Genomic DNA, 12,444 nt, shown 5'->3' on the forward strand with positions numbered 1-12,444 from the left:
ACCGCACTCGTTGCGGTTTTTTTGTGCCTGAATAACACCTTATAAAGTGAATACATACAAAAAACCGTGTTTGTTTTCACAAACACGGCTTCTATCTTTGTTAACTCGTAACTCGTTTACAGCTTCTTAAACTTTAAACGCGTCTACCGATAAACGTAGTTCTTCGGCTAACTTAGCAACTTCTGAACTTGAAATATTGGTTTGGTTTGCGCCCTCAGCTGTTTGCTCTGCAATTGCCACAATTGACTCTAAGCGTTCACTAATTTCTTGCGATACTTGTTGCTGTTCGTGAGCGGCTGTCGAGATCTCTTCACTTACATTATGCGCTTGTGCAACGGCTGCTGTGATTGAGTCAAGGGCTGTGTTGGCAAGGTCTGATTGCTCAACACAAGACTCAGCCTGTTGCTTACCTTTCGACATTGCCGATACAGCAGCCTCTGCACCAACTTGAAGCGATTCAATCATAGCTTGGATCTCTTGCGTCGATTCTTGAGTCTTACTCGCTAGAGAGCGTACTTCGTCAGCTACAACAGCGAAGCCTCGACCTTGTTCACCGGCACGGGCTGCTTCAATTGCAGCATTCAGTGCAAGTAGGTTAGTTTGCTCTGCAATGCCACGAATAACATCTAAGATGCCACCAATTGATGCGCTATCTTTGTGTAGCTTATTGATAACTTGTGATGCATCATCAACTTCACGAGCAAGTTGTTCAATAGTCGCTTTGTTTTGCGAAGAAATACCTTTAACACGGTCAGCTTCTTTATCTGCGTTCTTGATTTCACTAAGTGCCTGTTGAGCACTGCTGCTTACCGTTTGTGATGTGCTGCTCATTTCCGTGGTTGCTGTAGCAGCTTGTTCTACTTGCGCTTGTTGATTACGAATAGCTTGGCTTGATTCTTCAGTGATTGCTGAAGTTTCTTCAGATGCAGCTGCAAGCTGTGTAGAGCGAGAGATAATGCCTTGAATAAGCGTACGTAAACTTTCGATTAGCGTATTACAACTACGTGATAGCTCACCAAACTCGTCTTTAGCAGAGTCGTCTAGGCGTTGAGTCATATCGCCGCTAGCAACAATATCAAGAATACGGTTTACTTCAGAAAGTGGTTTAGTAATACGGCTAACAGTAATTGCTGCAACAGCAATTGCAATTAAAGTGGCGATAACCATGGCAATCCAAGTCCAGATGGTTGCTGTAGATACGTTACCACTTACATCTTGCTGTAAGTCAAAAGCAAGTACAGTTGCTTGGTCAACAAGCTCTTTAAGTTGTTTTAGGGCTTCAGTCGTTGATTTCTCTGCATTTGCAAGTTCAGCTTGAGTTTGTGCAATTGCATCAATTAAACGCTTTTTATTTGCTGATAGGCTGTTGTTGCCACGTACGTTATTTACAAGGTTTTCAACATAACTGTTTAGGTCATTATATAAATCAGCATTACTTTCAATGATAGCTGGGCGAATAAGGCCAAGGCTGCGCTCAACTTCTTCTAAGTAATAAACTTGTTCGTTTTTCACGATATCTAACGTGTTAAGAGTTTTAACCGTTAGCATATCGGTACTGTTAGTCACTACCGACTGGAAGTTGTTTTCCATGTTGTTAGCAGCTTGGTAGGCACGTGAATGGTTCTCTTCAAGACCATCAATATCAATGATGTCAAGCACAACAGAGTTAGCATCTTCTGCGCTGATCTCAATATCTTCAAGCTGGGTGCGCAGCGTATTGTTAAGTTCAAGTTGAGTTTGTTTATCCTTAAAAAGGTTATCGACAGACTTGGCAAAGCGCTTATAAGTTTGCTCAACTTCTTGACTGCTTTGTTTTAATTTAGGGTCGTTACTCACTATTTGTTGTAGGTCTTGATAAGAGCTATCGTAACGCTTTTTCTGTTCGGTAAAGTTCTTGCGAATAGTTGCTAATTCATCTTGTGATGTAGTGTAAAAACTAGCTTGCGCTGATTTACTCATCAGGATGAATTCAACCTGCAACTCATAACTTTTGTCGAGGGCCGGTAATGACAGCTGATTAACTCGCTGTGTCGATTGATCAATGTTGGTAATTCTGATCAACGAGTTACCACCAATAAATAGCAGGAGTAACGTAATAACAATAAAGCCACCCCAAATACGCTGTCTAACGGTCAAGTTCATATGTAATTCCAGAAAATAGTACTAATCAACACTTATCGGCAAGGTTGCCAATTAGTTAAGTATTTAAATTTAATTAGCTTAAAATTAAATTAACTTTAATTGTTATAAATCTAACAGATGTTCAGCTATTTTTCAGTTTATTTAGATAAAAGAGTGGGATTTTTCGACAAAACAGTCTTTTTTGCTGAGTTCCATGAGGGTCATCGCGCCTCCCCATACACAGCCAGTGTCGAGGGCATGAATATTTTCGGCTTTAACTTTACCTTCTAAAGCAGCCCAATGACCAAATGTGATCTGTTGCTTGAGCTTACTTATACTCGGATGCTCAAACCAAGGGATTATTGAGCTATCTTCACTAATGCTGGTTTTATTGCTGAAATCGAGTTCACCAAGCAAATTAACGAAGCGCATGCGCGTGAAGTAATTAACGATATAACGAAATTTAGCCTCGTTAGGTAGCGTTGATTGCCATTCTAATGGGTGGGGTTCATACATATTGGCAAAGTAATGATAGGCATCACTACCTTGGTAGCAACTTTCGGCAAAGCGAGCGCGTTTTAATGCTTTTTTTATTGACCAATTTGGATTTAAGCCAGCATGGCTTATCAGCATGTCATAGCGTTCAAGCCAAATCGCTAATGGTTGTTGTTGCAAAAAGTGAATATATTCAGGGAGCTTTGGGCTGTCAAAAACACCAGCAAGCTTATCTTTTGGATTTGCTGGTTTATTTAGATAATGACAAGCAATTAGGTGTAAATCATGATTACCAAGAGTAATAGTTACACTGCCTTGCATAGTATGAAGGCGCTCGAGGCAAGCGAGTGAATCAGGGCCTCGAGCAACAATATCGCCAACTAAGTAAAGGTGATCTTGGCTTGGGTTGAAGTTGACACGTTTTAGTAACGCATCAAATTCACTATAACAGCCTTGTAAGTCACCAATTGCGTAGTTAGCCATTATTACCTAATGCAATATGTTTGGACGAGCTAAACGAAACACCTCGATTGGCGCTTCAAACTCAGTGCCAAATTCGTTACGCATGGTGTAATGGCCTTGCATCGTCCCAACAGGAGTATCAAGCACTGCACCACTGGTGTATTTGTAGCTTTCACCTGGGGCAATGGTAGGTGTTTCACCCACAACCCCTTCACCTTGTACTTCCACTTCTTTACCGTTGGCATCGGTAATTAACCAGTAACGACTCAATAGCTTAGCACTGCATAAACTGTGGTTTTTTATGGTGATTGAGTAAGCAAAAACGTATTTATCTTGTTCAGGCTCTGATTGACCTTCTACATAGAAGGTCTCAACCGACACCTTAATTGGAGAACCTAAATTACTGCTTGTTGTCATAAATCCAATTAGCTATATCAATAAATTGTTGTAAAGACAGGCTTTCAGCACGCAGAGTGATATCAATGCCGATGCTTGTTAGTTCTTCAGCTGTAAGTAAGTTAGATAAACTATTACGCAGAGTCTTACGGCGTTGATTAAAGGCTTCTAAACATACCGTGTTTAGTAACTTCGTGCTTTTAGCTGAACGTTGCTCAGGCTTTTTAGGGATCAAGCGAATAACCGCTGAATCTACTTTAGGTGCTGGTTTAAAGCACTCTGGCGGCACATCAATCACTGGCATTGCGTGACAGTAATATTGCGTCATTACACTTAAGCGACCAAATGCTTTACTGCCCGGGCCTGCGACCATACGTTTGACCACTTCTTTTTGCAGCATAAAGTGCATGTGCTCTACGTTATCTGCGAACTCAAATAAATGGAATAGCAGCGGAGTCGAAACGTTGTATGGTAAGTTACCAAAAATCTTTAACTTTTCGTCAGACTTGATCAAAGAGCTAAAATCGAATTTCATTGCATCGCCTTGATGCACTGTTAACTTTGGCCCTAAGAATGGGTGGCTCGTTAAACGTTCTGCTAAGTCTTTATCTAGCTCAACAACTGTTAGGTGGCCACTTAAATCAGCGACTGGCTCAGTGATTGCACCAAGACCCGGGCCGATTTCTACTAAATTGTCTTCAGGTTTAGGATCGATAGCCGTGACGATTTTGTCGATGATCATGTCATCGTTTAAAAAGTTTTGACCAAAACGCTTACGAGCGCGGTGTCCTAAATGTACTTTATCTGTCATTGATTCTGTGCTTTTTCATGGGCGAGCTTAATTGCTTCGCGGATCGCTAATTCAAAACTACCTACATCAGCAGTACCTGTGCCGGCTAAATCGAGAGCCGTACCGTGATCTACAGAGGTGCGAATAAATGGCAGGCCAAGGGTGATGTTGACCGAATTGCCGAAACCTTTGTATTTTAGCACAGGTAATCCCTGATCGTGATACATTGCAAGCACGGCATCTGCTTGCGAAAGGTATTTATCTTGGAACAGGGTATCAGCAGGCAATGGTCCAATTAAGTTCATGCCTTGATTATTTAACAGCTCTAAAGTTGGCGCTATGGTATCAATTTCTTCAGTGCCTAAATGACCATCTTCGCCAGCATGTGGGTTTAGACCACATACGAGGATACGCGGTTTTTCAATACCAAACTTAGTTTGTAAGTCATGGTTTAAAATAGTGGCAACTTTACTTAAACGTTCAACGGTGATTGCGCGCGATACATAAGCAAGCGGTATATGCGTCGTAACAAGCGCCACACGTAAGCCTTCTGTAGCTAACAACATCACTACATCGGCAGTATTCGATTGCTGCGCAAAATACTCAGTGTGACCGCTGAATGAGATACCTGCTTTGTTGATAATCCCTTTATGCACAGGACCTGTTACAACAGCGGCAAAGGTACCATCCATATTTTTTTCACTGGCGATACGTAGTGTATCCAGCACGTATTGACCATTGGCGTCATTAAGTACGCCCACTTCAACGTCAGAGCCTAAATCTACTTGATGTAAGTAAACGCTGCCTGCAGGGGCAATGCTTGGGGCTTGGCTGTCATCGAAGTCAATTAAATTAATATCTAAACCAAGCAATTTAGCGCGCTGTTTTAACAGCGCGCCATCAGCAATCACCACCAGTTGGGCATCCCACTGGTGCTGGGCTAACTTGATAAGTAAATCAGGGCCAATACCGGCTGGCTCACCTGGGGTAATTGCAATTCTAATGGTCATAATTTTTATTCTGTTGGGAAAATATCAACGTGCGCTTGTTCACGCATTTCTTGCTGCCAGTTGAAACTTTCTTCTTTAAATTTACGATTAAACAGTAGTTGGTGAGCGCGGTTACGCTTAGCTTGCTCTGTTTTATCAGCTACACGCTTATCAAGTAGCTGTACAATGTGCCAACCAAACTGTGTTCTGAATGGCTCACTGATTTCATTTTTATCTAGAGAAAGCAGGGTATTTTTAAATTCTGGTACATAGGTGCTTGGATCAGTCCAATCGTACTCACCCCCTTTTAATGCAGAACCCGGGTCTTCAGAGTATTCTTTAGCAAGTTCACCAAAGTCAGCTTTACCTTCACGTAGCTCTTTAGCAAAACCTTTTAGCATGTCACGCGCTTTTTCTTCGCTTAAGATGATAGAAGGCTTAATTAAGATGTGACGTGAACGAACCTCAGTTGTTTCAACAACTTGGCGACCACGAACATCTTGCACTTTAATGATGTGGAAACCAGCACCTGAACGAAGCGGGCCAACGATATCGTCTTTTTTATGGCCTTTTACCGCTTCTGCAAATAGTGATGGCATTTCGTTGATGCTCATCCAACCTAGCTGACCACCTTCAAGGGCTTTTGAACCGCTAGAAGATGAAATAGCGATACGCTTGAACTCTTTGCCTTCTTTTAAAAACTCGATAACTTTATCTGCACGCGTTTTAGCACTGGTGATTTCATCAGCTGTTGCATCACTTGGGATATCAATCAAGATATGACCAATATCATACTCTTCGGCATTCTTGCCTTGAGTTTCCATGATTTTAAGAAGGTTATCGATTTCTTGTGGGCTAATATAAATACGACGGTCAACGTTCGCACGCATTACTTGTTGCGTGGTGATTTCTTTACGAATTTCTTCACGGTATGCTGGGTAGCTCTCGCCTGATGCCTCGATAGTGCGACGTAAATCAGCGATTGTACCGCCTTGCTCACGAGCCATATTTTCAAGAGTTTGGTCTAACTGAGAGTCAGAGATTTCTAAGCCCATGCGCTCAGCAAGTTGCATCATCAGAGTTTGGTTTACTAAACGCTCGATTGCTTGAATGCGAAGCGTATCATCAGAAGGTAATTGCTGACCTTGCTCTTGCGCTTGAGTTTTTACGCGATTGATAATGGTGTCTACTTCACTTTGTAAAATAACACCTTGGTTAACTACACCAACGACTTTGTCAATTTCGACAGGTTTTGCGAAAACGCTTTGGCAAAGGCCAACTGTTAATAATGCAGATGCAAATAATTTTTTTAAATTCATACTTTTTCTAATACTCTTGCTAATAGTACTGCGGTACTAGTTATTAAGAAAATACGGTCTACGATAGCCAAAAATACCTTGTTGTAATAATTTTTGTGCATCATAACGGCTTTTACTTCCAAGCCCTTTTAATACGATATTGAAGCCAATACTGGTATCAAAGGTTGCTTGCTCTTGACCAATCGCCTGGTTTAAATCAGTTTCGATTTGACGACGGCCTGTGATTTGAAACGCCCAACAGCACGATTCATACTGAAGACCGCTGAAAACCTCAATGCTACGACCACTTTCTAAATCGCGGTGATAGCTGCCAACAAACTGCCAATCTTGCGATAGCGGAATGCTGGTAAATAGACCAACTTGCTCGATTGTATTGCCTGAGACATCATTTGCATAGCGATGGTTCAATTGCACGAGCTGTTTATCGTCACCTTTATAATCTAAGGTGATATTTGATTGAATAATTTCTTTACCATCAGTGTCGTATTGAATACCACCTGATAGATACCAGCGACGGTGCCAATGTAACATGGTTTGCGCTGCGAACAAGGCATTGTAGTTAGTATCAACATTAATACCTTGTGATGTAGGCTTGGCATCATCACTTAAATAGAAGATTTGGCCTGCGCTGAAATTAAATACTTCTTCGTTTTCATTGCTAAATAAGCGAGTAGTCGCACCTAACGTAAATTGGTTCGCAGTAGCAATACGGTCGATACTTGAGAAACGACGATCTCTAAATAAACCAAAAAAGTCATCTTGTAATTTTGCCGTATCGTAAAGGCCAATATTGGATTGGTCTTTATTTGGCGTATACAAGTACTGAATTTGTGGCTCAAGAGTTTGAATACCATCTTTGAAGAAAAACGCAGTATCACGTTCAAAATTTAATTGGCTGTATAAACGCACTTTTGGCAGGGTACGGGTGACTTTTTCGTCGTAGTCTGTCCCTGCTAAATCACCATGCTGGTTATATTCAGTATGTAATACGCTGAACTCAGATAAAAATGACCATGCGTATTCTTGATAACCAAAGCTTGCTTTAGGTTCTATGTGAACACGGCTTGCTTCATCAATAACTGCGTCATCATTCGTGAAATAACTAAGCTCACCATCAAGGGTTAAATCAACGCCATAAAAATCATACGCATCAGTTTGCGAAAAACTAATTTGTGGCAGCGCCGCATATGACTCGCGGTGATCACCAAGTACTTCAAAACTCTGTAGCTTAATATTGGTGCGCCAAGTGTCACCTAAGTGGGTGAGTGAACCTGTACGGTATAACTGAGTGTCTGTGCGAGTCGCATAGCCAGAATTTAAATCGGTTAAGTAGTTATCATCACTAACGTTAGTAATATCGATATTACCGCGCCAGTTTTCACCAAAGTAACTTTGCTGTTGCCAATGGAATAGATAACGCGAGTCAACATTTGGCTCTTCATCATCTTTATCTAGGTACTCAACGGCAATGAGGCCGTTGTTTTGCTCAGTTAAATAACGAAACTCACCAATCATTTGCAAGCCGCGCTTCGACATATAGCGCGGCGTAATGGTGGCATCGTAATTTGGAGCAATATTCCAGTAATACGGAGTGATGGTTTCAATACCGTAGCGGCCTGAACTTGAGAAGTTAGGTGTTAATAAACCTGATTTACGGCGGTCATCTAACGGAAACGTAAAATAAGGAACATAAAGAACTGGCGTATCAAATACCCGTAATACGGTATTGTGAGTTTCGCCCCAGCCATCTTCACTTGATAAGTCAATTTCGTCAGCTTCAATTGCCCACACCGGTGTTTCGCCCGGGCAGGTAGTAAAGCTTGCGTTCATCAGGTTTAGGCCAGACTCGTTGACTGTTAGTTTTTCTGCGCCACCATGACCAAGTTGGTCGGTGAGCTTATAATCAGCACCAAGCAAGCTTAATTCAGAATTATTTAAATCCGCATTGAGCCCAGAACTATTAATTTGGCTTACTTTATCGCGATAAACGATAGGGCCGGTTGCATTAAGTAACCCACGTTGTTTGTCAATCAGTGCACTTTGTGCGGACAAATTCATCGTTAGGGTGTTAATATCTACATTACCGGTAAATTCTGCGCTTTGGGTACCCAATAGTTCAATATCATCGGATTTGATATCGATCATATTAAGTTCAAGGCCAGGGAGCGGTTGCCAAGCTCTGGTTTGCATTGAAGTGCCACAAAAATTGTGTGTCAGTTCAGTTTCGGCGAACGATGGTGCGCTAAGTACGCTTAGCATCATTATGCCCCAGGTTTTGCTCATTTAATGACCTTAATGCTCTTTGGTTGGATATAAGCTAGACATAATAAAGGAAAACAATGGCAAATACAGTAATTGACTTAGTGAAAAATAGATATCTTACTAAATGAATCGTTATAAAAGTTTACAGCAGTTTTTGAATCCTCATTTTAAAGAGGATGAATATCAATTAGCCGCCATCACAGGGGATGCGAGTTTTCGCCGTTATTTCCGCGTAAATACAAGTGATCAGAGCTATATTGTCATGGACTCAGATCCAGATAAATTAGATAACACGCCTTATATAGAACTCAATAAAGTGTTTTCTCAGCATGGCTTTAAATTACCAAAAATTCTTCAAGCAGATGAAAAGCAAGGCTTCTTCTTGCTGAGTGATTTAGGCAATACTCATTTGGCTGATTTACTGGGCGACGAAGACCGCACTTTACACTACAAACATCTAATAAAGTTAAGTGCACAATGGGCGCAAATCCCGCCAGCCCAATACATGAAAGTATTTGATGGCGAGTTTTTACAATTTGAACTGAGCATTTTTAGAGATTGGTTAGTCGATAGCTTTATTGGTGAGCAACTTTCTGCTGATGAGCAGCAAATGTGGCAACAGGCTTGTGAGTTATTAGTTAACAATGCCCTTGAACAACCAATTGTTACAGTGCACCGAGACTTCCATAGCCGCAATATTATGCGCACGGGGCAGCAATGGGCAATTATCGATTATCAAGATGCGGTACAAGGGCCAGTGTGTTATGACCTTGTGTCGTTATTAAGGGATTGCTATTTCAAGTTACCAGAGCAAGAGCTAGATTACCTTTTACATTACGCTTATGACGAATTCAGCGAGCAACAGCTATTGCAAGACACCTCATTTGCGATGTTTAAGCGCTGGTTTGACTTAACCGGCGTGCAGCGTCATTTAAAAGCTGCAGGTATATTTTGCCGCTTAAAATTACGTGACGGTAAGTCTGGTTATTTGAATAATGTGCTGCCAACCCTTACATACATTAGTAATGTCAGTAAAGAATACCCAGAGTTAACAGCCCTTGGCCAGTGGATAGAGCAGACTATTATTCCACAGACTAAGCAGCGATTAACGAAAGAGTCCAAATGAAAGCAATGATCCTAGCGGCGGGCCGTGGTAAACGCATGATGCCGCTAACAGAAACGATGCCAAAGCCGATGCTAAAGATTAACGGCAAGCCATTATTAGAGCATCATATTAATAACTTACGCCAAGCAGGCATTACCGATATTGTCATTAACCTTGCCTGGCAAGGTGACAAAATAACAGAGTATTTCGGTAATGGTTCGCAGTTTGGTGTATCGATCACTTACAGCCAAGAGCAGGCTGGGGGGCTTGAAACCGCCGGGGGCATCATTCAAGCATTGCCGTTATTGGGTGAGCAATTTATTGTCATCAATGGTGATGTGTTTACTGATTATGATGTGACTTCGTTGATGCAGCTTCATCTGCAAGCAGGGGAGGCGCATATTGTCCTTGTTGAAAATCCTGCGCATAACCCTGATGGTGATTTTGCACTGAGTCACCTAAGCCCAGATAGTCAAAAGTATACTTTTTCCGGTATAAGTCGCTATCATGCTGATTTCTTTAAAGGTCTAAGCGTAGGTATTCGTCCACTTGGGCCCATTTTGCGAGAAAAGCTCAGTGAACATCAAGTTTCGACTGAGCTTTATTTGGGGCAATGGGATGACATTGGCACACCTGCCAGACTCGACGAAATCAATCAACGTTTCGCTTTGTAATAACAACAGAGGTTTGCCAAATTATGTGGGGAAAAGTACTCGGTTTTTGTTTTGGCTTTATGTTTGGCAAATTTATAGGAGCCTTACTGGGCCTATACCTAGGCCATATGTTCGATCGCAGCTTAAAACAAGACTTTGATAAAGCAGGTGGTTTTTCTGGTTTGTTTAAAGGCGATGATATTAACGAGCGCCAAGCACTTTTCTTTTCTAGCTGTTTTGCGGTGATGGGGCATATCGCCAAATCGAATGGTCGCGTTAGTGAAACGCATATTCGTGCTGCAAGTCTGTTTATGGACGAAATGGGCTTATCGGGTGATGAGCGAAGAGAAGCACAAGATGCCTTTCGTAGTGGTAAAGAAAGCGACTTTTCATTAAAAGAAACCGTTCATGACTTTAAAGAGCGCTTTGCTCGACGCCATGATTTATTGCAACTGTTCCTCGAAATACAAATTCAAATGGCCTTTTCAGATGGCCACCTTGCAGAGCAAGAAAAGCAGCTATTGCAAGAGGTGAGCAAGCAGTTAGGTATTTCACGTACTCAGTTCGCATTTTTATTAAAACGCTACCAAGCTGAATTTGCATTTCGTCAGCAACAGCAGCGTTTTTATGAACAGCAACGTCAACAAAGCCAGCAAAATCGCAGTAGTCATAGTGAACAAAGAGGGCACAGTGTGCCACAAAATAATGGTATGAATCGCGCCCAAGCGTTGGCTCTTTTAGGCTTAAATAATGATGCTTCTGCGAGAGATATTAAAGTTGCTTATCGAAAGCTTATGGCTCAGCATCACCCCGATAAGCTGGTATCGCAAGGTTTACCAAAACATATGATGGAAGTAGCGGTAAAGAAAAGCCAAGATATTCAAGCGGCTTATGAGTATTTAAAAAAGGCGGCGTAAAAAGCCGTCTACTTCTTAAAGCAGTCGCTGGTGCTGCTCAGGCTCTGAAGGCACACCAAATAACTCTCTTTGACGGTAGTCATATTTAGCGTGTTTTCTTACCCAGCGTTTTCTGTCTTTTACACTTTGCAGCGTGTCAGGGTTACCCTCACTATAAAAAATATCCAGTAACGGTGGGCTGATAGTTGAAAGCGTGGCATTGAGATGCTGGTTACGAACACTGTTAGGTAAATAACTACCTAGGCTAATAAAAGCGTTTAGTTCGTTATTTGGAAAGCTAGCATAATGCTCTATCAATAGCCCCGCACTGGCACCTTGTGCCACCACAATAATATTGCCGCCTTCATCCATTGCACTGTTATACAAGGCATTGAATCTGGCAATTAGCTTTAATTTGTAATCATCAAGCACGGCTTCACTGATATTGGGCTCACCCGTAACAAAATGCGGCGCTTGTTGCGTTTGGGCTGGTGGAGCAGAAGCTGCTTGCTCATCGCTTTGTTCAACAGTTTGTGTTGACTCATGTTCAGAGCTCTCAGGTGACTCGGGCGTTGCCATATCGGCAGGATGCCAATCAATGTCAGGCATGGTCATGGCAAGGGTTGCATAGCCAATTTCGTTTAACTGCTTGCGCAAAAAGTTAATACCAGCATTATTAGTGGGTAAGTGCTGCCAATCAGGAATGATTAGCACAATGCCGCGTTGACTGGCTGCCATCGATTGACGATATAAGCTAATGAACTCATCTTCACCAGCAAGTAGAGTGCGTACTTCATCGCTTGGTAAAAAGCGTTGAATATCGTTAGTGACCAAACTTGACCAAGGGGTGGGTTTAATAAAATCGGCAGCATTCACATTACCCATCGACGCAAAACAGGCTGCGTAAAGTAAGCGATGTGCGGGTTTTAAATTCATGCCGATATTACCTGAGTCTT

General features: G+C 41.9%; 11 protein-coding genes. 3 read left to right on the plus strand and 8 right to left on the minus strand.

The window, feature by feature from the left end; all coding sequences use genetic code 11:
• Window positions 1–126: 126 nt before the first annotated feature.
• The 7 genes from J8Z28_RS03475 to lptD form a co-directional block, all read right to left on the minus strand.
• A complete protein-coding gene (locus J8Z28_RS03475; RefSeq protein WP_250659899.1) occupies window positions 127–2,142 on the minus strand; it encodes a methyl-accepting chemotaxis protein in 2,016 nt (671 codons plus the stop codon).
• Window positions 2,143–2,283: 141 nt separating this feature from the next.
• The gene (locus tag J8Z28_RS03480) at window positions 2,284–3,099 is read right to left on the minus strand and encodes a symmetrical bis(5'-nucleosyl)-tetraphosphatase (RefSeq protein WP_055197656.1); all 816 of its coding nucleotides are present in this window, start codon (window positions 3,097–3,099) and stop codon (window positions 2,284–2,286) included.
• Between the two features lie 6 nt (window positions 3,100–3,105).
• Window positions 3,106–3,495 (minus strand): Co2+/Mg2+ efflux facilitator ApaG/CorD, encoded by a 390-nt coding sequence (gene apaG, locus J8Z28_RS03485; RefSeq protein WP_054550996.1) that lies wholly within the window; start codon window positions 3,493–3,495, stop codon window positions 3,106–3,108.
• Window positions 3,479–4,285, minus strand: coding sequence for a 16S rRNA (adenine(1518)-N(6)/adenine(1519)-N(6))-dimethyltransferase RsmA (rsmA, locus tag J8Z28_RS03490; RefSeq protein ID WP_054550997.1), 807 nt, complete (start codon window positions 4,283–4,285; stop codon window positions 3,479–3,481). Before rsmA ends, apaG begins: the two co-directional genes overlap by 17 nt.
• A complete protein-coding gene (pdxA, locus tag J8Z28_RS03495; protein ID WP_054562772.1) occupies window positions 4,282–5,274 on the minus strand; it encodes a 4-hydroxythreonine-4-phosphate dehydrogenase PdxA in 993 nt (330 codons plus the stop codon). The genes rsmA and pdxA overlap by 4 nt, the downstream gene beginning before the upstream one ends.
• A gap of 5 nt (window positions 5,275–5,279) precedes the next feature.
• Complete coding sequence (surA, locus tag J8Z28_RS03500; RefSeq protein WP_055021167.1) at window positions 5,280–6,572, minus strand: peptidylprolyl isomerase SurA; 1,293 nt, start codon at window positions 6,570–6,572, stop codon at window positions 5,280–5,282.
• Window positions 6,573–6,608: 36 nt separating this feature from the next.
• Complete coding sequence (lptD, locus tag J8Z28_RS03505) at window positions 6,609–8,855, minus strand: LPS assembly protein LptD (RefSeq protein ID WP_054562770.1); 2,247 nt, start codon at window positions 8,853–8,855, stop codon at window positions 6,609–6,611.
• A 103-nt stretch (window positions 8,856–8,958) separates the two neighbouring features.
• Between lptD and J8Z28_RS03510 the strand changes: the two genes are divergently transcribed.
• The 3 genes from J8Z28_RS03510 to djlA are packed head-to-tail and all read left to right on the plus strand — an operon-like array spanning window position 8,959 to window position 11,509.
• Entirely contained in the window at window positions 8,959–9,960 is a 1,002-nt protein-coding gene (locus J8Z28_RS03510; RefSeq protein WP_055021168.1) for an aminoglycoside phosphotransferase family protein, read from the plus strand.
• Window positions 9,957–10,613: an N-acetylmuramate alpha-1-phosphate uridylyltransferase MurU gene (gene murU / locus J8Z28_RS03515; RefSeq protein ID WP_055197664.1), complete on the plus strand. Its 657-nt coding sequence runs from the start codon at window positions 9,957–9,959 to the stop codon at window positions 10,611–10,613. Before J8Z28_RS03510 ends, murU begins: the two co-directional genes overlap by 4 nt.
• Before the next feature lie 23 nt (window positions 10,614–10,636).
• The gene (gene djlA / locus J8Z28_RS03520; RefSeq protein WP_055021170.1) at window positions 10,637–11,509 is read left to right on the plus strand and encodes a co-chaperone DjlA; all 873 of its coding nucleotides are present in this window, start codon (window positions 10,637–10,639) and stop codon (window positions 11,507–11,509) included.
• Window positions 11,510–11,524: 15 nt separating this feature from the next.
• Here djlA and J8Z28_RS03525 read toward each other — a convergent pair whose 3' ends face one another.
• Entirely contained in the window at window positions 11,525–12,424 is a 900-nt protein-coding gene (locus J8Z28_RS03525) for a DUF3530 family protein (RefSeq protein ID WP_250659900.1), read from the minus strand.
• Window positions 12,425–12,444 lie beyond the last annotated feature (20 nt).

The organism is Pseudoalteromonas sp. SCSIO 43088 (genome assembly GCF_023650795.1).
Lineage (GTDB): Bacteria > Pseudomonadota > Gammaproteobacteria > Enterobacterales > Alteromonadaceae > Pseudoalteromonas > Pseudoalteromonas shioyasakiensis.

What these genes read in the sequence shown, in the direction of transcription:
- J8Z28_RS03475 (WP_250659899.1), bottom strand. Translation starts at nt 2,142, where the DNA reads ATGAACTTGACCGTTAGACAGCGTATTTGGGGTGGCTTTATTGTTATT.
- J8Z28_RS03480 (WP_055197656.1), bottom strand. Translation starts at nt 3,099, where the DNA reads ATGGCTAACTACGCAATTGGTGACTTACAAGGCTGTTATAGTGAATTT.
- apaG (WP_054550996.1), bottom strand. Translation starts at nt 3,495, where the DNA reads ATGACAACAAGCAGTAATTTAGGTTCTCCAATTAAGGTGTCGGTTGAG.
- rsmA (WP_054550997.1), bottom strand. Translation starts at nt 4,285, where the DNA reads ATGACAGATAAAGTACATTTAGGACACCGCGCTCGTAAGCGTTTTGGT.
- pdxA (WP_054562772.1), bottom strand. Translation starts at nt 5,274, where the DNA reads ATGACCATTAGAATTGCAATTACCCCAGGTGAGCCAGCCGGTATTGGC.
- surA (WP_055021167.1), bottom strand. Translation starts at nt 6,572, where the DNA reads ATGAATTTAAAAAAATTATTTGCATCTGCATTATTAACAGTTGGCCTT.
- lptD (WP_054562770.1), bottom strand. Translation starts at nt 8,855, where the DNA reads ATGAGCAAAACCTGGGGCATAATGATGCTAAGCGTACTTAGCGCACCA.
- J8Z28_RS03510 (WP_055021168.1), top strand. Translation starts at nt 8,959, where the DNA reads ATGAATCGTTATAAAAGTTTACAGCAGTTTTTGAATCCTCATTTTAAA.
- murU (WP_055197664.1), top strand. Translation starts at nt 9,957, where the DNA reads ATGAAAGCAATGATCCTAGCGGCGGGCCGTGGTAAACGCATGATGCCG.
- djlA (WP_055021170.1), top strand. Translation starts at nt 10,637, where the DNA reads ATGTGGGGAAAAGTACTCGGTTTTTGTTTTGGCTTTATGTTTGGCAAA.
- J8Z28_RS03525 (WP_250659900.1), bottom strand. Translation starts at nt 12,424, where the DNA reads ATGAATTTAAAACCCGCACATCGCTTACTTTACGCAGCCTGTTTTGCG.